Annotated in this window: 23 protein-coding genes and 1 other RNA gene; 13 read left to right on the forward strand and 11 right to left on the reverse strand. The window is 65.1% G+C overall.

What is annotated here, in order from left to right; translation table 11 throughout:
• Nucleotides 1–8: 8 nt before the first annotated feature.
• From AC066S_RS22695 to ssrA, 10 genes are all read right to left on the reverse strand, one after another.
• Nucleotides 9–1,715 (reverse strand): ATP-binding protein, encoded by a 1,707-nt coding sequence (locus tag AC066S_RS22695; protein WP_126255324.1) that lies wholly within the window; start codon nucleotides 1,713–1,715, stop codon nucleotides 9–11.
• Nucleotides 1,712–3,226, reverse strand: coding sequence for an ATPase domain-containing protein (locus AC066S_RS22700; protein ID WP_126255325.1), 1,515 nt, complete (start codon nucleotides 3,224–3,226; stop codon nucleotides 1,712–1,714). The genes AC066S_RS22695 and AC066S_RS22700 overlap by 4 nt, the downstream gene beginning before the upstream one ends.
• Nucleotides 3,227–3,447: 221 nt before the next feature.
• Entirely contained in the window at nucleotides 3,448–3,945 is a 498-nt protein-coding gene (locus AC066S_RS22705; RefSeq protein WP_135168559.1) for a GNAT family N-acetyltransferase, read from the reverse strand.
• Nucleotides 3,946–4,149: 204 nt separating this feature from the next.
• Nucleotides 4,150–6,021 carry a ferrous iron transporter B gene (gene feoB / locus AC066S_RS22710; protein ID WP_135168558.1) on the reverse strand — a complete coding sequence of 624 codons (1,872 nt, stop codon included), beginning with the start codon at nucleotides 6,019–6,021 and terminating at the stop codon, nucleotides 4,150–4,152.
• A 60-nt stretch (nucleotides 6,022–6,081) separates the two neighbouring features.
• A complete protein-coding gene (locus AC066S_RS22715; RefSeq protein WP_126255327.1) occupies nucleotides 6,082–6,357 on the reverse strand; it encodes a FeoA family protein in 276 nt (91 codons plus the stop codon).
• A 120-nt stretch (nucleotides 6,358–6,477) separates the two neighbouring features.
• Nucleotides 6,478–6,729: a ribbon-helix-helix domain-containing protein gene (locus AC066S_RS22720; protein ID WP_025038043.1), complete on the reverse strand. Its 252-nt coding sequence runs from the start codon at nucleotides 6,727–6,729 to the stop codon at nucleotides 6,478–6,480.
• The gene (locus AC066S_RS22725; protein WP_135162941.1) at nucleotides 6,726–6,914 is read right to left on the reverse strand and encodes a DUF4169 family protein; all 189 of its coding nucleotides are present in this window, start codon (nucleotides 6,912–6,914) and stop codon (nucleotides 6,726–6,728) included. The genes AC066S_RS22720 and AC066S_RS22725 overlap by 4 nt, the downstream gene beginning before the upstream one ends.
• A 280-nt stretch (nucleotides 6,915–7,194) precedes the next feature.
• Complete coding sequence (gene fumC / locus AC066S_RS22730; RefSeq protein ID WP_126255864.1) at nucleotides 7,195–8,628, reverse strand: class II fumarate hydratase; 1,434 nt, start codon at nucleotides 8,626–8,628, stop codon at nucleotides 7,195–7,197.
• Between the two features lie 89 nt (nucleotides 8,629–8,717).
• Nucleotides 8,718–9,236 carry an SspB family protein gene (locus tag AC066S_RS22735; RefSeq protein ID WP_126255329.1) on the reverse strand — a complete coding sequence of 173 codons (519 nt, stop codon included), beginning with the start codon at nucleotides 9,234–9,236 and terminating at the stop codon, nucleotides 8,718–8,720.
• A gap of 114 nt (nucleotides 9,237–9,350) precedes the next feature.
• Nucleotides 9,351–9,716, reverse strand: a transfer-messenger RNA (tmRNA) gene (gene ssrA, locus AC066S_RS22740).
• A gap of 96 nt (nucleotides 9,717–9,812) precedes the next feature.
• Between ssrA and AC066S_RS22745 the strand changes: the two genes are divergently transcribed.
• The 12 genes from AC066S_RS22745 to AC066S_RS22800 all read left to right on the forward strand — a co-directional run bounded on the left by AC066S_RS22745 (nucleotide 9,813) and on the right by AC066S_RS22800 (nucleotide 20,500).
• Entirely contained in the window at nucleotides 9,813–10,430 is a 618-nt protein-coding gene (locus AC066S_RS22745; protein WP_478270662.1) for a chromate transporter, read from the forward strand.
• Nucleotides 10,427–10,957, forward strand: a complete 531-nt coding sequence (locus tag AC066S_RS22750; RefSeq protein ID WP_135168556.1) for a chromate transporter — start codon at nucleotides 10,427–10,429, stop codon at nucleotides 10,955–10,957. Before AC066S_RS22745 ends, AC066S_RS22750 begins: the two co-directional genes overlap by 4 nt.
• A gap of 95 nt (nucleotides 10,958–11,052) precedes the next feature.
• Complete coding sequence (locus AC066S_RS22755) at nucleotides 11,053–11,814, forward strand: tripartite tricarboxylate transporter TctB family protein (RefSeq protein ID WP_478270663.1); 762 nt, start codon at nucleotides 11,053–11,055, stop codon at nucleotides 11,812–11,814.
• A gap of 7 nt (nucleotides 11,815–11,821) precedes the next feature.
• The gene (locus AC066S_RS22760) at nucleotides 11,822–13,336 is read left to right on the forward strand and encodes a tripartite tricarboxylate transporter permease (RefSeq protein WP_164718334.1); all 1,515 of its coding nucleotides are present in this window, start codon (nucleotides 11,822–11,824) and stop codon (nucleotides 13,334–13,336) included.
• Nucleotides 13,337–13,447: 111 nt separating this feature from the next.
• The gene (locus AC066S_RS22765) at nucleotides 13,448–14,431 is read left to right on the forward strand and encodes a tripartite tricarboxylate transporter substrate binding protein BugD (RefSeq protein WP_126255334.1); all 984 of its coding nucleotides are present in this window, start codon (nucleotides 13,448–13,450) and stop codon (nucleotides 14,429–14,431) included.
• Between the two features lie 171 nt (nucleotides 14,432–14,602).
• Nucleotides 14,603–15,397 (forward strand): thymidylate synthase, encoded by a 795-nt coding sequence (locus AC066S_RS22770; protein WP_478270664.1) that lies wholly within the window; start codon nucleotides 14,603–14,605, stop codon nucleotides 15,395–15,397.
• A 5-nt stretch (nucleotides 15,398–15,402) separates the two neighbouring features.
• Nucleotides 15,403–15,888 carry an N-acetyltransferase family protein gene (locus AC066S_RS22775; protein ID WP_478270665.1) on the forward strand — a complete coding sequence of 162 codons (486 nt, stop codon included), beginning with the start codon at nucleotides 15,403–15,405 and terminating at the stop codon, nucleotides 15,886–15,888.
• The gene (locus tag AC066S_RS22780) at nucleotides 15,888–16,400 is read left to right on the forward strand and encodes a dihydrofolate reductase (RefSeq protein WP_126255337.1); all 513 of its coding nucleotides are present in this window, start codon (nucleotides 15,888–15,890) and stop codon (nucleotides 16,398–16,400) included. The genes AC066S_RS22775 and AC066S_RS22780 overlap by 1 nt, the downstream gene beginning before the upstream one ends.
• 153 nt (nucleotides 16,401–16,553) lie before the next feature.
• The gene (gene hflK / locus AC066S_RS22785; RefSeq protein ID WP_135168553.1) at nucleotides 16,554–17,690 is read left to right on the forward strand and encodes an FtsH protease activity modulator HflK; all 1,137 of its coding nucleotides are present in this window, start codon (nucleotides 16,554–16,556) and stop codon (nucleotides 17,688–17,690) included.
• A complete protein-coding gene (gene hflC / locus AC066S_RS22790) occupies nucleotides 17,687–18,583 on the forward strand; it encodes a protease modulator HflC (protein ID WP_126255339.1) in 897 nt (298 codons plus the stop codon). Before hflK ends, hflC begins: the two co-directional genes overlap by 4 nt.
• 72 nt (nucleotides 18,584–18,655) lie before the next feature.
• On the forward strand, nucleotides 18,656–18,862 hold the full coding sequence (locus AC066S_RS22795) for a DUF2065 domain-containing protein (protein WP_028137993.1): 207 nt from the start codon (nucleotides 18,656–18,658) through the stop codon (nucleotides 18,860–18,862).
• A gap of 141 nt (nucleotides 18,863–19,003) precedes the next feature.
• Entirely contained in the window at nucleotides 19,004–20,500 is a 1,497-nt protein-coding gene (locus AC066S_RS22800; protein ID WP_126255340.1) for a Do family serine endopeptidase, read from the forward strand.
• A 114-nt stretch (nucleotides 20,501–20,614) separates the two neighbouring features.
• On the opposite strand, the gene serB is transcribed toward AC066S_RS22800, so the two are convergent.
• Complete coding sequence (serB, locus tag AC066S_RS22805) at nucleotides 20,615–21,520, reverse strand: phosphoserine phosphatase SerB (RefSeq protein WP_126255341.1); 906 nt, start codon at nucleotides 21,518–21,520, stop codon at nucleotides 20,615–20,617.
• A gap of 11 nt (nucleotides 21,521–21,531) precedes the next feature.
• Between serB and miaA the strand changes: the two genes are divergently transcribed.
• Complete coding sequence (gene miaA / locus AC066S_RS22810) at nucleotides 21,532–22,488, forward strand: tRNA (adenosine(37)-N6)-dimethylallyltransferase MiaA (protein ID WP_478270666.1); 957 nt, start codon at nucleotides 21,532–21,534, stop codon at nucleotides 22,486–22,488.
• Nucleotides 22,489–22,593: the final 105 nt, after the last annotated feature.

Consider the following 22,593-nt stretch of genomic DNA (forward strand, 5'->3'; position numbering starts at 1 on the left):
GGCTAGCGTCACCAGGAACCGGAGCGCTGGGACTCTGTATTGCGCCTAAGATTCGACTTCGCCGTGCTCAGCGCCGCGGCCAGCTCGTCGATGTGATAAGGTTTCGCCAGGATCTGGATACCCGCCCTCTGCGCTTCATGGACCGAGGCTTCGGCGTATCCGCTGGTCAGCAGCACCGGGATGTCACTTCGCCGCTTCTTGATTTCCCGTGCGAGCTCGACACCGTTCATGCCGCCCGGCATCATGATGTCCGAAAAGATCAGGTCGACGGAGCGACCATCGGCCAAGGCGCCGAGCGCCGCCGCGGCGCTCGCGGCGCGCGTGACTTCGTAACCGAGCTGGCCGAGCATCTCGCCGACCAGAGCGGCGACCTCGTCGTCGTCTTCGACCAGGAGGATGCGGCCATGATTGTTCTTCTTCGGCCGTATGCGGGTGAGGTCGATGAGATGCCGCTCTTTCGAAGGAACGTCGAACGATCGCGGCAGGTACAGTTCGATACTGGTGCCGCGGCCGACCTCCGATTGGATTCGGACCGTGCCCCGTGACTGCGTGGCGAATCCATGGACCTGCGCGAGCCCGAGCCCCGAACCCTTGCCGACGTCCTTGGTCGTGAAGAACGGCTCGAATACGCGGGACAGGATCTCCGGAGCCATGCCGACACCGGTGTCGACGACGGACAGACGGACATAGTCGCCCGAAATCTGATCGTCGTTCAGACTGGCCAGATTCTCCCCGCGCACGACGATCGTCCCGCCGTTGGGCATGGCGTCGCGGGCGTTGACGGCGAGGTTAAGGATGACCAGCTCGAGCTCCCCGGGATCGACCTCGACCGGCCATAGCGAGTCCGGGAAATCGAATTCGACGTGGACGTCGCCCCTCAGGCTGCGATCGAGCAGCTCCCGCATGCCGCCGATCTGTGCAGCGACGTCGACGGGCTCCGGCCGAAGCTTCTGCCGGCGCGAGAATGCGAGGAGCTGCCTCGTCAGGCTGGCGCCGCGCTGCGCGGCCTGGATCATGCCGTCCATCAGCCGCCGGCGCCGGCTTGGATCTGTCTGGCGGTCGAGCATGTCGAGGCCGCCGGAAATCACCATCAGCAGATTGTTGAAGTCGTGCGCGACGCCGCCGGTGAGCTGGCCGATCGCCTCGATCTTCTGAGCCTGGCGAAGCGTTTCCTCGACGCGCGTGCGTTCGTTCATTTCGAGGCGAAGCTGCTCGTTGGCTTCTTTCAATTCGCGTGTCCGCTCAACGACCAGTTTCTCGAGCTCCTGCGCGGTCTGCTCGCGGGCCTCGAGCAGAGCCCGGATCTCATATTGACGCCGCCGGGCGCGGATCGCCGATTGAATCGCGCTGGTCAGCGTGATCGGCTGAACCGGCCGCTCCAGCAGCGAAACGTTGCGCAGGAGCTCGACGATGCTGCGTCTCCATGCGACGACGGCCGGCTGCTCCCGATGGCTGGTGAGGACGACGAAGGGGAGGTCGGACCATGGCGGCTGGCTCGCGATCCATTGCGCGAGCGGCGCCGTGTCTTTGCCGAACAATCCCTCCTCGGCCAGAAAAACCGCTCCGACGCCAGCCGTCATCTCGGTGACCAGTTCGGGCAGGCTTCGGCAACTGATCGCCTCCAGGCTCGCGCCGCGAAAGAGCTCCGCCGATGCCGGTCCGTCGCGGCCGATCGGGGCGAATATCAGAACACGGTTGTCCCGTTCGGCGCTCATTCGGCCGGTCCTTCAGGCAACGCCGTGCCGGTGTAATGGGGATTGCCGGAAAAAATGCCGCTGAATTCCTGGAGAGGCGGACCGAGCCTGATCCCCGTGCTGCCGAGCCGGAACTCGCGGATGCTGTGCTCGTGATTGCCGCTGCGCTTCTTGACGACGGAGAGCGCGCGCCGCACCGTGCCGCCGAACTCGAAATAGCGCAGCATCACCACTGCATCGCTCAAATAGCTGATGTCGAGCGGCGTATCCATCGGGCCGACCAGACCGTGCTGAGCGAGGATCAGGATCGTAAGCACGCCCTGCTGTGCCAGATAGCTGAGGAGTTCGTGCATCTGCAGGATGAGAAAGCGCTCGTCCGGCATCGCGTTCAGGTAACCGTTCAGACTGTCGATGACGACAAGGCGGGCATTGTCGACCTCGACGCTCCGACGCAGCGTCGCCGCAAACTCACCGGGCGACAATTCGGCCGGATCGACCTGTTGAAACCGGATTGCCCCGGTATTGAGATGTTTCTCCAGGGGCAGACCGAGCGTCCGGGCCCGTGCTTCCACCGTGCCGCGGCCTTCATCGAAGGCGAAGAAGACGGCGTGCTCGCCGCGCTCGGCCGCCGCGATGGCGTATGTCAGCGCAACCGACGACTTGCCGACACCGGCGGATCCGAGGAGAAGCGCGTTGGTGCCGCGCTCGAGCCCGCCTCCCAGCAGCTGATCGAGCTCGGCGTTGCCGCTGGACACGAAATCGCCGGGAAACGCCTTGTGATGTTCGGCCGCGACGAGCCGGGGGAAGATCCGCAAGCCGCCTTGCGAGATCGTGAAATCGTGGTATCCGCCGCGGAATCGAATGCCGCGCATCTTGATCACGCGAAGCCGGCGCCGTTCCGCGCCGTAGTCGATCGCGAGTTGCTCGAGCATGACGACGCCGTGTGCGATCGAATGCAGCTGCAGGTCGTCCTGGGAGGAGGACAGATCGTCGAGCAACACGACGGTGCAATTGCGGTTGGTGAAGAAGTGCTTCAAGGCCAGCACCTGGCGCCGGTAGCGCAGCGGATTCTGAGCCAGCAGGCGCAGCTCGGACAGGCTGTCGAGCACGACGCGGCTGGGATTGATCCGCTCGACCTCCTTGAAGATCAGGCCGGTCGTTTCGCTGAGCTCCATCTCGGCAGGATGGAAGACCGTGAGCTCGCGGTCGGGATCGAGCGTCGTCTCAGGCGGGACCAGCTCGAAGATGTCGACGCCATCAAGCGACCAGCCGTGCCGATGGGCAACCAGGTTCAGCTCGCGCCTGGTTTCGGAGAGCGAGATGTAGAGCACGCGTTCACCCTCGCGCGCGCCCCGGAGAAGGAATTGCAGCGCGATCGTGGTCTTGCCGGTGCCCGGACGTCCCTCGTAGAGATACATCCGGTTGGGATCCAAGCCGCCGCCCAGGATGTCGTCCAGACCGTCGCTGCCTGTTGAAATTCTCGGCAAATCCTTGAGGGCACCGGCCGAAGCAGCCCCTGATGGATCAGTCATTGAACCCCCTCAGCATATGTCGGAAGAGCGCGAGGCCCAGGCGTCGAGAGGCCGGGACCGGGACCCCGGGAGGTCCGTACGAGGAACTCTTCAGCAGCGACCCGGTTCCCGGCCGCCGAGGCTCGCCTGCCAGCTGTGAGCAGGTGCCGACCGCGACAGATCTGTCTGTTCAAGATTGAACACAGTGACCCTCGCGCGCTCCCATCCCGTCATTGCAACGTTCAGCGGCGGATGCGGTAAATCACCACGTCCTTGCCATGACGGTTCGTGCTCCGCTCGAGCAGGTAATTCGATTTCTCCAGCACGCGGCGCGATGCGCCGTTTGCGATGTTCACGATGCCGATGAGAGATGGCAGGGCGAGCTCGGACAGGCCAATGCGTGTCATCGCGGTCGCGGCTTCGGCCGCAAATCCCCGGCCCCAGAGGCTGCGCGTGAACGCGTAGGCAATCTCGATCTCGTCGATGTCGTCCACCATGATGTGCCGGAGGCCGGCCCGCCCGGCGAATGCGCCGTCTTTCGTGTGCAGCGCCCAGAGGCCGAAGCCATGCTGGTCCCAATGCGCCATGTTGACATCGAGGTAAGCCTTCGTCGTCTCCGCCGAACGGACGCCGCCGATATAGCGGGCGACATCAGGATCGAGATGCAGCGCGACGAGGTCGGCGAGGTGGCTTTCGTTCAGCCTCTCGGCGGTCAGTCGCTCCGTGCTGAAATGATTCATGGAGATAGATCGCCGCTTCGGGGGCGTGTCGTCGTTCATGCCGCTGTCGTTGCGGGCATGACATCATGCCCCTGTTTCGCCCGACGGAGCAATCGCGGCAGAGCGTCGGTCGGATGATTTTCGCACCCAACTCAACCCATTGATTTCACAGACCCCGTCTACTGTGCATGGGGTTGTTTTCGCGTTCTTGAGTTCGAGAGGGCGCTAACCCGCCCCCAGCGCGACGGCGACGTTGTACGTCACGAGGCTCGCGGCATAGGCCAACACCAGCATGTAGGTGAAGGTCACAGCCATCCAGGCCCAGCTGCCGGTCTCGCGCCGGATCACGGCCAGCGTGGATGCGCATTGCGGGGCGAAGATGTACCAGGCCAGCATCGACAGTGCGGTGGCGAGCGACCATTTCGTCGCCAGCACCTGGCCGATCTGCTCGGCCGCTTCCTTGCCGCCTTCGATTGCGTAGACGGTGCCGAGCGCTGCGACCGCGACCTCGCGCGCCGCCATGCCCGGGATCAGCGCGACCGCGATCTGCCAGTTGAAGCCGACGGGCGCGAGCAGCGGCTCGAGCGCCTTGCCGATCATCGCAGCCAGGCTGAACTCGATCGCGGGCTCGGTAGCGCCCGCGGGCGGCTGCGGGAACGAGGCCAGGAACCAGATCAGCACCATCATCGAGAAGATGGTGGTGCCGGCTCGCACCAGGAACATCTTGGCGCGGGTGTAGATACCGATCGCGATCGATTTCAGCCGCGGCATCTTGTAGTCCGGCAGCTCCAGCATGAATGGCGCCGGCGCAAAGTCGCGCAGCATGAAGAACTTGATCAGGAACGAGACGACGAGCGCGCTGGCGATGCCGGCGGCGTAGAGGCCGAACATCACGAGGCCCTGCAGATTGATGAAGCCCCAGACGTCCTTCGCTGGAATGAAGGCGGAGATGATCAGCGTGTAGACCGGAATGCGCGCAGAGCAGGTCATCAGCGGCGCGATCAGGATCGTGGTCAGCCGGTCGCGCTTGTTGTCGATGACGCGCGTCGCCATGATGCCGGGGATGGCGCAGGCAAAGCTCGACAGCAGCGGAATGAAGGCGCGGCCGTGCAGGCCGGCGCCGCCCATGATGCGGTCCATCAGGAACGCGGCGCGCGCCATGTAGCCGAAATCTTCCAGCAGCAGGATGAACAGGAAGATGAGGATGATCTGCGGCAGGAACACGATGACACTGCCGACGCCGGAGATCACGCCGTTCTGCAGGAAGCTCTGCAACAGGCCGTCGGGCAGGGTGGCCTGCACCAGCTCGCCGAGCGCGTCGAAGCCGGACTTGAGCAGGTCCATTGCCGGTTGCGCCCAGGCGAACACCGCCTGGAACATCACGAACAGGATCAGCGTCAGCACGACGAGACCGCCGACGGGATGCAGCACGACCGCGTCGATTCGCGCGGTCCATGTGTCGGGCCTGGCAGGCAGGCTGACGCAGTCGGCGATGATGCGGTCGGCCTCGCGCTGGGTCGCGCGCAATTCGGCGACGCTGAGCGCGCGCCAGCTGTTCGCCTCCGCCTCGGCGGCGAGCTTTGCCGAGATCTCGTCGGTCAGCTTCAAGAGGTCGGCCGTGCCGCCCTTGCGCACCGCGATCGAGGTGACCACGGGCAGGCCGAGCTCCTTGGCGAGCCGCTCGACGTCGACGGTGATGCCGCGGCGGGCCGCGATGTCGAACATGTTGAGCACGAGGACCATCGGCCGTCCGGTGCGCTTGAGCTCGAGCAGCAGGCGGATGGTCAGCCGCAGATTGGTCGAATCGGCCACGCACAGCACGAGATCGGGCACGGTCTCGCCGGAGGCCTTGCCGAGCACGAAGTCGCGGGTGATTTCCTCGTCCGGGCTGCGGCCGCGCAGCGAGTAGGTGCCGGGCAGGTCGACCACCGAAACCTGGCGGCCCAAGGGGGTGACGAAGAAGCCTTCCTTGCGCTCGACGGTGACGCCGGGATAGTTCGCGACCTTCTGCCGGCTGCCGGTCAGGGCGTTGAACAGCGAAGTCTTGCCGCTGTTTGGCGTGCCGACCAGGGCGAGATGCAGCAGGGGCAATTCCATGTGATCAAGGCCTGGCAAACGGCTTGGCAAAAGACTCGGGATGAGGCGTCCGGTCGCGGTCTAGGCGACGATGACCGCCATGGCTTCGCGGCGGCGGACCGCGATCGTGATGCTGTCGACCCGCACCGCAATCGGATCGCGCCCGACCAGCCCCTCGTGCAGGATCTCGACCCGGGCGCCCTCGACGAAGCCGAGCTCGATCAGGCGGCTCTCGAGCTCTATGTCCGAGAGCGCGGAGCCCGCCTCGCGAGCGGACAGGTGCTGGATAACGCCGGTATAGCCGCGCTGGGCCAGACCCAGCGGCATGTGCGGGCGCGTGTCATTGGTGTCGGTCATGCCCTGTATTTTCAACGCAAGGCATTGAGGTCAAGCGCGAGTGCTCGCTGAAACCGCACCTTAGAGTGATTTTAAAAAGCGCGGATCGCGGGGCGCCCTCGAGGCGCCCCCGAGGGCTGGCTATTGGGCCGGGACCTTGTCCGGCTGGGCGGCCATCGCCCGGCTCTTGAAGTAGTCCAGGACGAACAGGCGGATCGCCGACGACAGATTGCCCTGCTGGCGGTTGTTGTCGATCTCGCCGACCAGCTCGGACAACGTCATGTTGCGCAGGCCGGAGATCTCCTTCATGCCGTTCCAGAACGCCTCTTCCAGGCTGACGCTGGTCTTGTGCCCGGCGACGACGATCGACCGTTTCACGACGGGCGACTTCATGGCTGCTCCTCGCGATCGATCTGATGCCGGTCCAGGTGCGCCTTCGCCTTGTCCGCGCGCGTCTCCTCCGCCGACCGTTCCGCCTTCGTGCGGCCGAACTTCGACCGGTTGGCGTCCGCCTGCTTCGCCGAGGCTTCCCGCTCGGCGCGCTTCCTGAAACGATTCAGGTTGATGACGTTCCCCATGCCGTGTCTCCATCATCCGATCCTCGTCAGGCGGGATGAAACATTCAGAAACAGGGTGCCGCGTTGCGCCCTACAAGACTTGATCGCCATTAGCTCGTCCTCGTCAATCAGCCCCTTGGGCCATCAAACGATGAATCTGGCCCCCATCGAGGGGCGGAAGGGTTGCGTAGCACGCCGTCCCGCCAGAACATTGACGGTAATCAAATCCCGCCTCCAAAGCCGCACAATTCTGGGCGCCGGGGGGTCCGTATCATTACGGATGGCTATCGGAATTCGGAATTTATCCCGGGCTGGTCATCTTCTCGGGGCGCACCAGGCGATCGAACTCGTCGGCCGAGGCGAAGCCGAGCCGCAGCGCCTCCTCCTTCAACGTGGTGCCGTTGGCATGGGCCGTCTTGGCCACCTTGGCGGCGTTGTCGTAGCCGATCTTCGGGGCCAGCGCCGTCACCAGCATCAGCGAGCGCTGCATCAGCTCGTTGATGCGCTTCTCGTCGGCACGGATGCCGCTGACGCAATGCTCGGTGAAGGATCGCGCCGCATCCGCCAGCAGGCGGATCGAGTGCAGCATGTTGTAGGCCAGCACCGGCTTGTAGACGTTGAGCTCGAAATGGCCCTGGCTGCCGGCCACCGTGATCGCGGTGTGATTGCCGAACACCTGGCAGCACACCATGGTCATCGCCTCGCACTGCGTCGGGTTGACCTTGCCCGGCATGATCGACGAGCCCGGCTCGTTCTCCGGCAGGATCAGCTCGCCCAGCCCTGAGCGCGGGCCGGATCCGAGCAGGCGGATGTCGTTGGCGATCTTGAACAGGCCGGTCGCCACCGAATTGATGGCGCCATGCGCCAGCACATAGGCATCGTTCGAGGCCAGCGCCTCGAATTTGTTGGCGGCGCTGGTGAAGGGGAGTTTCGTGATCCCGGCGACGTGCCTTGCGAACAGTTTTGCAAAGCGCGGCTTCGAATTGAGACCGGTGCCGACGGCGGTGCCGCCCTGCGCCAACGGATAAAGCTCCTTCACCGCGGACTTGAGCCGGGCGATGCCGCTTTCGACCTGCGCGGCATAGCCGGAAAACTCCTGGCCGAGCGTCAGGGGCGTCGCATCCTGGGTGTGGGTGCGGCCGATCTTGACGATCTTCGCAAACGCTTTCTCCTTCTTGCGGAGCGCGCGCAACAGCTCGGTGAGCGCGGGGATGAGATCGGCATTGATGCGGCTTGCGGCCGCGATGTGCATCGCGGTCGGGAACGAATCGTTCGACGACTGGCTCATGTTGACGTGGTCGTTGGGATGCACCGGCTTCTTGGCGCCGAGCTCGCCGCCGAGCAGCTCGTTGGCGCGGTTGGCGATGACCTCGTTGAGGTTCATGTTGGTCTGCGTGCCGGAGCCGGTCTGCCACACGACGAGCGGAAAATGATCGTCCAGCTTGCCCTCGATCACCTCGCGCGCGGCGCGAATGATGGCACCGGCGCGGCGCTGGTCGAGCAGGCCGAGCTCGAGATTGGACTGCGCGGCGCCGAGCTTGACGATGCCGAGCGCGTGCACGAGCGCGATCGGCATCCGATCCGTTCCGATGCGGAAATTCTGGCGCGAACGTTCGGTCTGCGCGCCCCAATAGCGATCGGCCGGGACCTCGATGGGACCGAAACTGTCGGTCTCGGTGCGGGTCGCGGGAGGAGCGGTCTTCGAGCGGGAAGCTTTGGCCATGAGCACATCCATTCCGCCGCGCGAAACGCCGCGCGGCCTCTTCATGTGCTCTTCTATATAGACAGTTTGGCCGCCCGCGACGGCTTCAAAGCCAACCTAGATCATTTCTTGCGGAAACGATCGAGCCGCACCACCTCGGCGCCGCCTTGGCTTGGCGGGGGCGGTTCTTCCGCGGTCTCCGCCTTTTCAGTGGCGGCCGCGGGCACCGATACGGCCGATGGGGCGGGGGCCGCCGGCAAAGTGTCCGGCGCGACCTCGGCGACATCGGAGGTGTCGAACTGGAGGCCGAACTTCACGGACGGATCCAGGAAGCTCTTGATGGCGCTGAACGGCACCACCAGCCGCTCCGGAATGCCGCCGAAGGACAGGCCGACCTCGAAGCGGTCCTCGAGCACGGTCAGATCCCAGAACTGGTGCTGCAGGATGATCGTCATCTCTTCCGGATATTGCGCGAGCAGCCGTGGCGACAGCTTCACGCCCTCGGCCTTCGACACGAAGGTGATGAAGAAATGGTGCTCGCCGGGCAGGCCATGGGCCGCGGCATCGGTCAGCACCTTCCGCAGCACGCCGCGCAGCGCGTCGCGGGCCAGCACATCGTATCGGATATGATCGGTCGCCATGGTGGTCCTGTTGCATCCCCGAAGCCGGACCCTACCGACTCGACTCGCCAGGCCGCAACAATATCGCGCCTGACGGGCCAGCAGGAGTCCCCCGCCGGAGAAGAAAGAAAGGCAAGTGGAGGCTTCTGTTGCCAGGTGCCTCCGAACCCCGCCTAACGGAGCTTAACCCGTTAGGACTTTAAGATGGTCTTTCAAACTGCGTTACGCAGCCTGAGCAACCGGAGCAAAGTTGTCGTTGGCAACTATTGCAGTAGCCCGATAACGGCGGAACAATACCGGGAAAAAGTACGCCCTTTACGCCCTCGTCGATCCTATTTCGCCCCCGCCAAAGCCCGCTTCCGGATAGTCGGTTGGTGGGCTTTGGTGGAGGCGCCGGGTACCGCCCCCGGGTCCGAATGGTTTATTGCGACGACCGTTTATTTCCATAGCCGGCGAACCGGCACCCCCAATATAGGGCGCAAGGGTTTCGAAAAACAGGGGTTTTGCACGCCTCTCCCAAGCTTCTCTTTGGATAGGTTCCACACCGAGGCGGGCCTGATCTTGGCCGCGTCGGCGCCGGCGGTCTAAGCTTCTGAGATGTCCGAGGATTCAGCACCGGCCGGCCAACAATCAGATCGACTGCCGGATCATCCAGCGCCGAGCGTTGCTCCGCCCGGCCTGCTGGAACTGTTTCTGGCCTTCGCCAGGATGTCGCTGGCCGGTTTCGGCGGGGTTTTGGTGTTTGCCCGGCGGGCCATCGTCGAGCAGCACCGCTGGATGACGGCGGACGAGTTCAACGAGACCTTCGCGCTCTGCCATTTCCTGCCCGGGCCCAACATCGTCAATCTGTCGATGGTGTTCGGGTCGAGGCTGCGCGGTATTGCCGGCGGGGTTGCCGCCTTTGCCGGGCTGTTGCTGCCCCCGACGCTGATCATGATGGTTGTCGCGATCGTCTACGCCCGTTTTGGCGACCTCGACGTGTTGCGCCGCAGCCTGGCCGGCATCTCATGCGCGGCCGTCGGTCTCCTGATCGCGGTGGTCTTCCGCATGATGACGCCGCTGCTGAAGCGGACGGAGCCGCTCGCGCTGATCCTGATGCTCGGTGTGTTCCTCGCCATCGGCCTGCTTCGCCTGCCGCTTCAGGCGGTGTTGCTGGTCGCGATCCCCGTGAGCATCGGCGCCACTTATATCCTGCGACGGAAAGTAGCAGCATGAACGCCGAAAGCCCGATCTGGGCGCTGATCGCCACCTTTGGACTGATGTCGCTGTTCGCGGTCGGCGGCGCCGCTGCGGCGGTGCCCGAAATGCATCGCATCGCGGTCGAGGTGAATCACTGGATGACCGACAAGCAGTTCACCGATGCCTATGCGATCGCGCAGCTCTCGCCAGGTCCGAACGTGCTTATCGTGACGTTGATCGGCTATGCCGTTGCCGGCATCCCCGGCGCGCTGGCGGCGACGCTGGCGATGTGCCTGCCGACGGCGCTGCTTGCCTATTATGTCAGCCGGCTCCTGGATCGGCCCAGCCAATCGCGCTGGCCCGGCTTGATTCAAGCTGCACTGGTTCCGCTCTCGATCGGATTGATGGCAGCGAGCGCCCTGATCCTGGCCCAGTCGACCGATCGCACGATTGCTGCACTGCTTCTGACCGCAATGGTTGCGCTGATCGCATCGATCTCGCGCATCAATCCCCTGTGGCTGTTGCTTGCCGGCGGGCTGTTGGGTTTTGCTGGCATTGTGTAATGAAAATCGCTAGGCAATGATCCGGGCGGGGGATCCAGTTCCAGCCGATTTAGAACAACAGTGCTCGTGACTTACGGGTCGCGGAGGAGACATGCATGGCCGACACGATGGGCCACTCAGCGACGGCCAGCCGAAATACCCGGTTGGCGCTCGGCTTTTGTCTGCTGGCGATTGCGCCGCAGATCTTCGAATTGATCTGGTCGATCGGGACGATCTTCGGCTGGGGCGCCGGCCGCGGCCCGGGGACGGTGGTCACCAGTCACGTGACCGCGCTGCTCGCAGGCGCGCCCAGTGCGATCTTCGGATCGTTCGGCGGCGGCACCAAGAAGATCTCGTCCGAGGTGCTGCTCGCGCTGATCTATTCCTATCCGCTGCTGGTGGTGGCGATCCTCACGCTGTTCATGACGGTACGGTCGGCGCAGGATTATGTCGGTGGCGTCGTCCTGATGGCGGTTGCCCTGTTCGCGCTGTGGGCGGGAAGCGATCTGCAGGGCATGCGGGGCTTCTCCTTCGGCGCCGGCACCGCGCCCCGCATGTTCGGCGGACTGCTGGTTGCCTTGTCCGCGGCCATCGCCCTGACCGGTCTTCTGACCAATGGGCCGTCGATGGCCCATTATTCCTGGCGAGGACCGCTGTTCGTGGTCGCCGCGATCCTCTTCTTCGCCCTGTCGATCCGGCCGCTCGGCGTCGTGGTCACGGCCTTCATCAGCTTCATGATCGCGGCGGCGGGCTCGCAGGAGACGCGCTGGCGTGAAGCGGTAATCGTCGGTGCCTGCCTGACGCTCGGTTGCACCATCCTGTTCCCCTATGTGCTCGGGCTGCCCATGCCGATGTACCCGCGTTTCCTGATCCAGTGAGGGCGTGATGGATATTTTTGCCAACCTCGCTCACGGCTTCGCCGTCGCGCTCACCCCGATCAACCTGCTGATGTGCCTGATCGGCGCCCTCGTCGGCACGCTGGTCGGCGTGCTCCCGGGCATCGGCACCATCGCGACCGTCGCGATGCTGCTGCCGATCACCTTCGGACTGCCGCCGGTCGGCGCCTTGATCATGCTCGCCGGCATCTATTACGGCGCCCAGTATGGCGGCTCGACCACGTCGATCCTGGTCAACATACCCGGGGAGGCGACGTCCGTTGTCACCGCCATCGACGGCCACCAGATGGCGAGGCAGGGCCGCGCGGGCCCGGCGCTGGCGATCGCCGCGATCGGCTCGTTCTTCGCCGGCTGCGTCGCGACCGTGCTCATCGCCGTGCTCGGCGCGCCCCTGACCAAGCTGGCGCTGGCGTTCGGTCCGGCCGAGTATTTCTCGCTGATGGTGCTCGGCCTCATCTTTGCGGTCGTGCTGGCCAAGGGCTCGGTGCTGAAGGCGATCGCGATGATCGTGTTCGGCCTGTTGCTGTCGATGGTCGGCTCGGACATCGAAACCGGCGCCTCCCGCATGGCCTTCAACATTCCGGAACTCGCCGACGGCCTCGGCTTTGCGACGGTGGCGATGGGCGTATTCGGCTTTGCGGAGATCATCCGCAATCTCGATGCCGGCGCCGAGATGAGCCGCGACCTCGTGCAGCAGAAGATCACCGGCCTGATGCCGACGAAGAAGGATCTGATGGACTCGACGCCCGCGATCCTGCGCGGCACCGTGCTCGGCTCGATCCTCGGCATCCTGCCCGGCGGCGGTGCGACGATTGCATCATTCGGCGCCTATACGCTCGAAAAGAAGCTCGCCAGGGACCCGTCGCGGTTTGGCCGCGGCGCGATCGAGGGCGTGGCGGGGCCGGAGAGCGCCAACAACGCCGCCGCGCAGACCTCCTTCATTCCGCTGCTCACGCTCGGCATCCCGCCGAACGCGGTGATGGCGCTGATGGTGGGCGCGATGACCATCCACGGCATCGTGCCGGGCCCGCAGGTGATGCAGAAGCAGCCGGACCTCGTCTGGGGCATGATCGCCTCGATGTGGATCGGCAATCTGATGCTGATCATCATCAACCTGCCGCTGGTCGGAATCTGGGTGCGGCTGCTGCGCGTGCCCTACCGGCTGATGTTCCCCTCGATCGTGATCTTCTGCGCGATCGGCATCTATTCGGTGAACAACGCGCCGGTCGACGTCATCCTCGCCGGCGTGTTCGGTCTCGTCGGCTACTGGCTGATCAAGCACGATTTCGAGCCGGCACCTCTGCTGCTTGGCATGGTGTTGGGACCGTTGATGGAGGAGAACCTGCGCCGTGCGCTGCTGATCTCGCGTGGCGACTGGAGCGTGTTCCTGACGCGTCCGTTGTCGGCAGTGCTGCTGGCGGTCGCGGCGGGCCTCCTCGTCCTTACCGTGCTGCCTTCGTTGCGATCGAAGCGCGACGAGGTGTTCACCGAATCCGAGAACTGACCACCGCCTGCGTCGGCACGCCGCATTCGGAAGTCGAATCGACTTGTGTGACGGCTTCGTGAAATGAAAATGCCGGCCCTTGTGGCCGGCATCTTGTCCCGGGAGAACGATATGACTTCCATTCGCACGATCGCTTCGGGCGCATGTGCCGCAGCGCTTGCCTCGCTATGCGCCTTTGTCGCACCGGCAAAGGCCCAGACCTACCCGACGCGCAGCATCACCATGATCGTGCCGTTTGCGGCCGGCGGTCCGACCGACGTCATCGCGCGCATCGTCACCGGCCACATGGCGCAGACGCTCGGACAGAGCGTCATCATCGAGAACGTGGTCGGCGCCGGCGGCACCACCGCGACCACGCGCGCCGCGCGCGCGGCCAATGACGGCTATACGCTGATCACCGGGCACATGGGCACGCACGCCGCCTCGGTGCCGCTCTATCCGAAGCTCGCCTATCATCCCGAGAAGGATTTCGAGCCGATCGCGCTGCTCGCAGGCACGCCGATCCTCATCCTGGCGCGCAAGGACTTTCCGCCCAAGGACCTGAACGAGTTCGTGACCTACGTGAAGGCCAACGCCGAGAAGGTGAACGCGGCGCATGCCGGCGTCGGCTCGGTCTCGCACGTCTCGTGCGAGCTCCTCCACTCGATCCTCGACGTCAAGCCGGTCAGCGTGCCCTTCAACGGCACCGGACCTGCGATGAACGCGCTGGTGGGGGGGCAGGTCGACTACATGTGCGACCAGATCGTCAACGCCGTGCCGCAGATCAACGCCGGCACCATCAAGGCCTATGCGATCGCAACACCGCAGCGCAATCCGTCGCTGCCGAACGTGCCGACCACGGCGGAAGCCGGCCTGCCGAAATTCCAGGCCCAGGCCTGGAATGCGATGTTCGCGCCCAAGGGAACTTCGGCGGCGATCGTGGCCAGCCTGAACGCTGCGGCCAGCAAGGCACTCGACGACGAGAACGTGAAGAAGCGCCTGCTCGAGCTCGGTAGCGTCATTCCCGCCGCGGCGGAGCGGACGCCGGAGGCGCTGGCGACCCTCGTCAAGAACGAGATCGCGAAGTGGACCCCGGTGCTGAAGCCGGCAACTTAGGCAATGCTATCAAGCCGATAGACGAGGGGCGGGACGTCGAGTTCCGCCCCTTGTCGTTTGCGCCGGGAGCGCTCACTTTTCCGGGTATAATCGGTGCGGACAGCGAATCGCCGCTGTTGCAGCGCGGGGGCGGCCGCTAAGTTCGCCGCCTTCCCAAAGGCATAGTCGCACATGCACCAGTACCAGGACCTGCTCGAGCGGATTCTTTCGGACGGCGCGGAGAAAACCGACCGCACCGGCACCGGCACGTTCTCGGTGTTCGGCCATCAGATGCGCTTCAATCTGTCGGCCGGCTTCCCGATGCTGACGACCAAGCGGCTGCCGCTGAAGGCGATCGTGCATGAGCTATTGTGGTTCCTGAAGGGCGACACCAACGTCAAATATCTGCGCGACAACGGCGTCACGATCTGGGACGAGTGGGCGGATGCCAATGGCGATCTCGGCCCGGTGTACGGCCATCAATGGCGCTCCTGGCCCGCGCCCGACGGCCGCAGCATCGATCAGATCGCGAACGTGGTCGACATGATCAAGCGCAATCCGGACTCCCGCCGCCTGATCGTCTCGGCGTGGAATCCGGCCGAAGTCGACAAGATGGCACTGCCACCGTGCCATTGCCTGTTCCAGTTCTATGTCGCGAACGGCAAACTGTCGTGCCAGCTCTATCAGCGCTCGGCCGACGTCTTCCTCGGCGTGCCCTTCAACATCGCCTCCTATGCGCTGCTCACCATGATGGTGGCGCAGGTCACCGGGCTGAAGCCCGGCGACTTCGTGCATTCGTTCGGCGACGCCCATCTCTATTCCAACCATCTGGAGCAGGCAAAGCTCCAGCTCAGCCGCGCACCGCGTGCGCTGCCGGCGATGCGGATCAATCCTGATGTGAAGGACATCTTCTCCTTCCGCTACGAGGATTTCGAGCTGGTCGGCTACGATCCGCATCCGCACATCAAGGCGGAAGTCGCGGTCTGACGCAGATGTCGTTGACCATCCGCCGTGCGCAGCCCGGAGAAGGGGGGCTCGTCCTCTCCTTCATCCGCGAACTCGCCGAGCACGAGAAGCTCTCCCACGAGGTGGAGGCGACCGAGGCTGACATCAACGACGCGCTGTTCGGTGAAAGGCCGCAACTCTATTGCGCGATCGCCGAATGGAACGACGAGGCCGTCGGTTTCGCGGTCTGGTTCACGAATTTCTCGACCTTCAGCGGTCGCCACGGCATCTATCTCGAAGATCTCTACGTGCGGCCGTCGCATCGGGGCAGAGGGCTCGGCAAGGCGCTGCTGGTCTATCTCGCGAAGGAATGCGTCGACAACGGCTGGGCGCGCCTGCAATGGGCGGTGCTCGACTGGAACGCGCCGTCAATCGCGTTCTACAAATCGCTCGGCGCCGTCATGATGGACGACTGGACGCTATGCCGCGTCACCGGGCCGGCGCTGACGCGGCTTGCCGGGAGCTCTGCCTGATGGAGATCGTGTTCGTCGTCGCGATCGCGGAGAACGGCGTCATCGGTGCGGGCAACGCGATGCCGTGGCGATTGAAATCCGACATGGCGCGCTTCAAGGCGCTGACCATCGGCAAGCCCGTGATCATGGGCCGCAAGACCTTCGAATCGCTGCCCCGCCGTCCCCTGCCGGGCCGCACCAACATCGTGGTTACGCGCGATCCGGCCTATCGTGCCAACGGGGCCATCGTCACGACGTCGGCCGCGGATGCGGACGCGGTTGCGCGCGGGGATGCCCTGCGGCGTTCGGCCACTGCCATCGCGGTGATCGGCGGCGCCGAGATCTTCCGGCAATGGCTCGAGCGCGCCGATCGCCTCGAAATCACCGAAGTCCATGCCCGGCCCGAAGGGGATACGTATTTCGACATCGACAAGGGCGAATGGGACGAGGTTGACCGGGTCCGCCATCCTGCCGGTCCCGACGACAGCGCCGACTTCTCCTATGTGACATATCGTCGGCGGCGCGGCCATTAACCGCTTTCGTCAATGTTTACATTGACTTTTTCGTGCCCGAGCATAGCTCGAAGGACGGTCAGGGCCGCGTTGTAAGGGACCTGCCTGTCCCCTATAAAGCCGGACCGGACAAAGCGGGCGGGGGCGTTTCCACCCTGCCGAGGAGAGCGTCGAATGCCGTGGAAGAATCAGGGCGGTGGCCCGTGGGGCTCGGGTCCAAAGGGACCATGGGGCTCAGGCCCGCAACCGGTCGGGCCGAGGCCGCCGGATCTGGAAGACCTTCTGCGGCGCGGCCAGGACCGCCTCCAGCAGATCATGCCGGGCGGCTATTTCTCCGGCATCGGCATCACGCTGATCGTCCTGCTCATCATCGCGTTCTGGCTGCTGTCGGGCTTCTTCCGCGTGCAGTCCGAAGAGCTCGGCGTCGTGCTGCGCTTCGGCAAGCATGTCCGCACCGTGCAGCCGGGCCTGAACTATCATCTGCCCTATCCGATCGAGACCGTGCTGCTGCCCAAGGCGCTGCGCGTCAACACCATCTCGATCGGCATGACGCTGATCGAGGATCCGGCGCGGCGCGGCCGCTCCATCCGTGACGTGCCGGAAGAGAGCCTGATGCTGACCGGCGACGAGAACATCGTCGACGTCGATTTCACCGTGCTGTGGCGCATCAAGCCCGATGGCGTCGGTGACTTCCTCTTCAACATCCAGAACCCCGAGGGCACCGTGAAGGCGGTGGCCGAGAGCGCGATGCGCGAGGTGATCGGCCGGTCGCAGATCCAGCCGATCCTGACCGGTGCGCGCAACGTCACCGAGCAGGGCGTGCAGGAGCTGATCCAGAGGACGCTGGACAGCTACGGCGCCGGCATCCAGATCAGCCAGGTGCAGATGCAGAAGGTCGATCCGCCCGCGCAGGTGATCGACGCCTTCCGCGACGTCCAGGCGGCGCGCGCCAATCTCGAGCAGCTGCAGAACGAGGCGCAGACCTACGCCAACCAGGTCGTGCCGCAGGCCCGTGGACGGGCGGCGCAGATTCAGCAGGCCGCCGAAGGCTACAAGGAGCAGGCGGTCGCCGAGGCCAAGGGCCAGAGCTCGCGCTTCCTGAAGGTTTACGACGAATACAAGAAGGCGCCCGACGTGACGCGTGAACGGATCTATCTGGAGACGATGGAGCGCGTGCTCGGCGGCGCGGACAAGCTCGTCTATGACGGCGGCTCCTCGGGCCAGGGCATCGTGCCCTATCTGCCGCTGGGCGAATTGACCACCAAGCGGCCGCCTACCACCGGGCAGCCCTCGAGCGGAGGCAGCCGATGAGGTCTCCGGTCACAGGTTTCGTCACCCTGCTCGCGCTCCTGCTCGTCGCGGTCCTCGGCTACATGTCGCTGTTCACGGTGCAGCAGACCGAGCAGACCATCGTGCTCCTGTTCGGCCGCCCCGTCGACGTCGTCACCGCGCCCGGCCTGCACTTCAAGGCGCCGTGGAATTCGGTGATCAACATCGACAAGCGGATTCTCGACCTGGAGAACCCGTCGCAGGAAGCGATCGCGTCCGACCAGAAGCGGCTCGTGGTCGACGCCTTCGCGCGCTACCGCATCAAGGATGCGCTGCGCTTCTATCAGAGCGTCGGCTCGATCCAGGCTGCCAACATCCAGCTCACCACGCTCCTGAACGCGTCACTGCGCCGCGTGCTCGGCGAAGTCACCTTCATCAACGTGGTGCGCGACGACCGCGAGAAGCTGATGCTGCGCATCCGCGACCAGCTCGATCGCGAGGCCGACGGTTACGGCATCGAGGTCGTCGACGTCCGGATCCGCCGCGCCGACCTGCCGGAGCAGAACAGCCAGGCGGTCTATCAGCGCATGAAGACCGAGCGCGAGCGCGAAGCGGCCGAGTTCCGCGCGCAGGGCGGCCAGAAGGCGCAGGAGATCCGCTCCAAGGCCGACCGTGAGGCGACAGTGATCGTCGCGGAAGCCAACTCGCAGGCCGAGCAGACCCGCGGTGTGGGCGATGCCGAGCGCAACCGCCTGTTTGCGGAAGCCTACGGCAAGGATGCCGACTTCTTCGCCTTCTACCGGTCGATGACCGCCTATGAGAACGGCCTGAAGTCGAGCGATACCCGCTTCCTGCTGCGGCCGGACTCCGATTTCTTCCGGTACTTCAGCAACCCGTCCGGCAAGATGGCAACCGATACGCCGGCGAAGCCGTAAGCGAGACTGAGGGCGGCAGGTCTGGCCGCCCTTCGTCCGGACAAGAACAGCATAACGGGAGGTTCCAATCCGATGAGGTCCATTGCGTTCGCCGACTTCCTCATCGGCTTGGGCATCCTGTTCGTGCTGGAGGGCCTGATGTTTGCGGCGAGTCCGAACTGGATGCGCAAGGCCATGAAGAGCGCCATCGCCACGCCGGATAACATCCTGCGGGCGGTCGGGATCGGCTCGGCCGTGGTCGGCCTGGTCCTGATCTGGGTTATGCGGCGTCCGGTCTAGACCTCGCACCAACGCCAAAGTGAAGCCGAAGGACCGGTTTTCGCCGTATTATCGGGCTCTTGAGGCCCGTTAAGCTCCGTGCTTGCGCCGTCCCCCCGTTCGAGCGCAGTCTGGACCGAATCCTTTTCTCTGGAGATACCAATGCCCGCTGCCACCATTGCCCCGACCCGCTTGCGTTTAGGGCTGGCCGCGCTCGTCGTCAGTGCTTTCAGCGCGTTCGGCACACCGGCCGAGGCGCGCGGACCGGATGGCATCGCCGACGTCGCCGAGAAGGTGATCGACGCCGTCGTCAACATCTCGACGTCGCAGACCGTGGAGGCCAAGGGCGGCGGCGGCAACACCATGCCGCAATTGCCGCCCGGCTCGCCCTTCGAGGAGTTCTTCGACGATTTCTTCAAGAACCGCAGGGGACCTGGCGGCGGCAGCAAGGGCGGCGACAGCGGCAGCGCCCCGAAGAAGACCAACTCGCTCGGATCCGGCTTCATCATCGACACCGCGGGCGTCGTCGTCACCAACAATCACGTCATTGCGGATGCCGACGAGATCCACGTCATCCTCAACGACGGCACCAAGATCAAGGCCGAGCTGGTCGGCGTCGACAAGAAGACCGATCTCGCCGTGCTCAAGATCAAGCCGCCGAAGCCCCTCGTCGCGGTGAAGTTCGGCGACAGCGACAAGCTTCGCCTCGGCGACTGGGTGGTCGCGATCGGCAATCCCTTCAGCCTGGGAGGCACGGTCACCGCCGGCATCGTTTCGGCCAAGAATCGCGACATCTCCTCAGGGCCCTACGACAGCTACATCCAGACCGACGCCTCCATCAATCGCGGCAATTCCGGCGGTCCGCTGTTCAACCTCGACGGCGACGTCATCGGCGTCAACACGCTGATCATCTCGCCCTCCGGCGGCTCGATCGGCATCGGCTTCGCCGTGCCGTCGAAGACGGTCGTGGGCGTCGTCGACCAGCTGCGCCAGTTCGGCGAGTTGCGCCGCGGCTGGCTTGGCGTGCGCATTCAGAGCGTCACCGACGAGATCGCCGAGAGCCTCAACATCAAGCCCGCGCGCGGCGCGCTGGTCGCCGGCATCGACGACAAGGGCCCGGCCAAGCCCGCGGGCATCGAGCCCGGCGACGTCGTCGTCAAGTTCGACGGCAAGGACGTGAAAGATCCCAAGGATCTCTCTCGCGTCGTCGCCGACACGGCGGTCGGCAAGGAGGTCGACGTCGTCATCATCCGCAAGGGCCAGGAGCAGACCAAGAAGGTCACACTCGGCCGCCTCCAGGATCCCGAGAAGGTGCAGGCCGCGGTGAAGACCGACGAGCCGGCGCCCGACAAGCCGGTGACGCAGAAGGCGCTCGGCCTCGATCTCGCCGCGCTGAACAAGGATCTGCGCACGCGCTACAAGATCAAGGACAGCGTCAAGGGCGTGGTCGTCACCAATGTCGACGCCAATTCCGACGCCGCGGAGAAGCGCCTCTCGGCCGGAGACGTCATCGTCGAGGTCGCGCAGGAAGCGGTGTCGAGCGGTGCCGACATCCAGAAGCGGGTCGATCAGCTCAAGAAGGACGGCAAGAAGTCGGTGCTGCTGCTGGTCTCGAATGCCGAGGGCGAGCTGCGCTTCGTGGCGCTGAGCGTGCAGTAACTGAGGCTTCGCCCACACTCACGGTCATTCCGGGATGGTGCGTAAGCACCAGACCCGGAATCTCGAGATTCCGGGTTCGATGCTCCGCATCGCCCCGGAATGACGAGAGAAGATCTACCCCTCCACGAACTCGTCCCGCCGGTACCCCTGCGCATAGAGCAGCGCGGTGAGATCGCCGTGATCGATCCGCGCAGCTGCGGCAGCCGCGACCGCCGGCTTGGCGTGATAGGCGACGCCGAGCCCCGCCGCCTGGATCATCGCGAGGTCGTTGGCGCCGTCGCCGACCACGACCGAGTCGATGTCGTCGAGATCGAACGACTCCATCAGGTCGACCAGCGTCGCGAGCTTGGCCGCGCGCCCCAGAATCGGCTCCTTCACCTCGCCGGTGAACTTGCCGTCGCGCACGACGAGCTCGTTGGCGCGGTTCTCCTGAAAGCCGATCTTGGCGGCGACCGCGGTCGTGAACAGCGTGAAGCCGCCGGAGACGAGGCAGGTATAGGCGCCGTGGGCCCGCATGGTTGCGACCAGCTCGCGGCCGCCCGGGGTCAGCGTGATCCGCTTGGCCAGCACCTCGTCGACCGCGCTGGCGGGCAGGTCCTTCAGCAGCGCGACGCGCTCGCGCAGCGCCGGCTCGAACTCGATCTCGCCGCGCATGGCGCGTTCGGTAATGGCGGCCACATGCGCCTTCACCCCGACGAAATCGGCGAGCTCGTCGATGCATTCCTGGCCGATCATGGTGGAATCCATGTCGGCGAGAAAAAGCTTCTTGCGCCGGGCGCCGACTGGCTGCACGACGATGTCGATGGGCAGGTCGCCGCGAAGCTCGCGGAGCCGCTGCTCGATGGCGTGACGGTCGGGTTCGAGGTTACTGTCGGCGCCGAACGGGATATCGACCGCGACCCCGTCGAACAGCCAGTGCGCGGGCGCCGCCTGCGGCAGCACGGCGCGGGCGCCGTCGACGATGGTCGTATCGAGCGCGGGATTGTCGGGGTTGCAGATCAGCGTGGCGACGAGGGACATTTGAGGTTTTCGTGAGCGAGGAGCAAGTCGGCAGAAGGCCTGTTGGCGAGGCCGTGCTTATCGCAGGCCCGACCGCCAGCGGCAAGTCGGCGCTGGCGCTGGAGCTCGCGCTCGCCACCGGCGGCATCGTCGTCAATGCCGATTCCATGCAGGTCTACCGCGACCTGCGCATCATCACGGCACGGCCGACACAGGACGAGGAAGCGCGCGCTCCGCACCGACTCTACGGGCATGTCGATGCGGCCGTGAATTTCTCGGCCGGGGCCTGGGTGGCCGACGCGGCAAAGGCGCTCGAGGAGGCGCGTGCCGAAGGGCGCCTGCCGATCTTCATCGGCGGCACCGGGCTCTATTTCAAGGCGCTGACGGCCGGGCTCTCCGTGGTGCCGCCAATTCCTGCCGAGGTGCGGGAGGACGTGCGCGCGCGGCTGGAACGGAACGGTGCGGAGGCGCTGCACGCGGAATTGGCGCGTCGCGATCCGCAGGCCGCCGAGCGCTTGAACCTGCGCGATCGCACCCGGATCGCGCGTGCGCTCGAAGTGGTCGAGGCGACCGGCCGTTCGCTGCTCGACTGGCACCGGGAAGGCCAGCCTCCGCTGCTGCCGAAGGAGAGTTTTCGGGCGGTGTTTCTCGCGCCCGAGCGCGACGCGCTCTACGCACGGATCGACGCCCGTTTCGATGCCATGCTGGCCGCCGGCGCGTTGCAGGAGGTCGAGCGGCTCGCCGCCAGGCAGCTCGATCCGCTGCTGCCGGCGATGAAGGCTCATGGCGTGCCGGCCCTGATCCGGCACTTGCGCGGTGAGCTCAGCCTGGAGCAGGCCGCCACCATCGGCCGCGCCGACACCCGCCACTATGCCAAGCGGCAATTCACCTGGTTCCGGCATCAATTGCCGGAGTTCGAATGGGTCAAGCCGGAGGAGGCGAGGCGATGGCTCGCTGCGATTGTCGACGCGGTCCGCGACCGCGGCTGACGCGCTTTTCCGTCCGGGTTCCCCAATTTACCTCTCGCCGAACCCGGGGAACACCGCTACACTGCCAAAATCGCGCGGGGACGGCCGCATTGCCTTGACATCCAG

This window comes from Bradyrhizobium sp. CFUWI (assembly GCF_056429085.1).

What these genes read in the sequence shown, in the direction of transcription:
- AC066S_RS22700 (WP_126255325.1), bottom strand. Translation starts at nt 3,226, where the DNA reads ATGACTGATCCATCAGGGGCTGCTTCGGCCGGTGCCCTCAAGGATTTG.
- hflK (WP_135168553.1), top strand. Translation starts at nt 16,554, where the DNA reads ATGCCGTGGAAGAATCAGGGCGGTGGCCCGTGGGGCTCGGGTCCAAAG.
- AC066S_RS22750 (WP_135168556.1), top strand. Translation starts at nt 10,427, where the DNA reads ATGAACGCCGAAAGCCCGATCTGGGCGCTGATCGCCACCTTTGGACTG.
- AC066S_RS22765 (WP_126255334.1), top strand. Translation starts at nt 13,448, where the DNA reads ATGACTTCCATTCGCACGATCGCTTCGGGCGCATGTGCCGCAGCGCTT.
- AC066S_RS22795 (WP_028137993.1), top strand. Translation starts at nt 18,656, where the DNA reads ATGAGGTCCATTGCGTTCGCCGACTTCCTCATCGGCTTGGGCATCCTG.
- feoB (WP_135168558.1), bottom strand. Translation starts at nt 6,021, where the DNA reads ATGGAATTGCCCCTGCTGCATCTCGCCCTGGTCGGCACGCCAAACAGC.
- AC066S_RS22735 (WP_126255329.1), bottom strand. Translation starts at nt 9,236, where the DNA reads ATGGCGACCGATCATATCCGATACGATGTGCTGGCCCGCGACGCGCTG.
- AC066S_RS22780 (WP_126255337.1), top strand. Translation starts at nt 15,888, where the DNA reads ATGGAGATCGTGTTCGTCGTCGCGATCGCGGAGAACGGCGTCATCGGT.
- serB (WP_126255341.1), bottom strand. Translation starts at nt 21,520, where the DNA reads ATGTCCCTCGTCGCCACGCTGATCTGCAACCCCGACAATCCCGCGCTC.
- hflC (WP_126255339.1), top strand. Translation starts at nt 17,687, where the DNA reads ATGAGGTCTCCGGTCACAGGTTTCGTCACCCTGCTCGCGCTCCTGCTC.
- AC066S_RS22715 (WP_126255327.1), bottom strand. Translation starts at nt 6,357, where the DNA reads ATGACCGACACCAATGACACGCGCCCGCACATGCCGCTGGGTCTGGCC.
- AC066S_RS22695 (WP_126255324.1), bottom strand. Translation starts at nt 1,715, where the DNA reads ATGAGCGCCGAACGGGACAACCGTGTTCTGATATTCGCCCCGATCGGC.
- AC066S_RS22770 (WP_478270664.1), top strand. Translation starts at nt 14,603, where the DNA reads ATGCACCAGTACCAGGACCTGCTCGAGCGGATTCTTTCGGACGGCGCG.
- AC066S_RS22775 (WP_478270665.1), top strand. Translation starts at nt 15,403, where the DNA reads ATGTCGTTGACCATCCGCCGTGCGCAGCCCGGAGAAGGGGGGCTCGTC.
- AC066S_RS22800 (WP_126255340.1), top strand. Translation starts at nt 19,004, where the DNA reads ATGCCCGCTGCCACCATTGCCCCGACCCGCTTGCGTTTAGGGCTGGCC.
- AC066S_RS22745 (WP_478270662.1), top strand. Translation starts at nt 9,813, where the DNA reads ATGTCCGAGGATTCAGCACCGGCCGGCCAACAATCAGATCGACTGCCG.
- AC066S_RS22720 (WP_025038043.1), bottom strand. Translation starts at nt 6,729, where the DNA reads ATGAAGTCGCCCGTCGTGAAACGGTCGATCGTCGTCGCCGGGCACAAG.
- AC066S_RS22755 (WP_478270663.1), top strand. Translation starts at nt 11,053, where the DNA reads ATGGCCGACACGATGGGCCACTCAGCGACGGCCAGCCGAAATACCCGG.
- AC066S_RS22705 (WP_135168559.1), bottom strand. Translation starts at nt 3,945, where the DNA reads ATGAATCATTTCAGCACGGAGCGACTGACCGCCGAGAGGCTGAACGAA.
- fumC (WP_126255864.1), bottom strand. Translation starts at nt 8,628, where the DNA reads ATGGATGTGCTCATGGCCAAAGCTTCCCGCTCGAAGACCGCTCCTCCC.
- AC066S_RS22725 (WP_135162941.1), bottom strand. Translation starts at nt 6,914, where the DNA reads ATGGGGAACGTCATCAACCTGAATCGTTTCAGGAAGCGCGCCGAGCGG.
- AC066S_RS22760 (WP_164718334.1), top strand. Translation starts at nt 11,822, where the DNA reads ATGGATATTTTTGCCAACCTCGCTCACGGCTTCGCCGTCGCGCTCACC.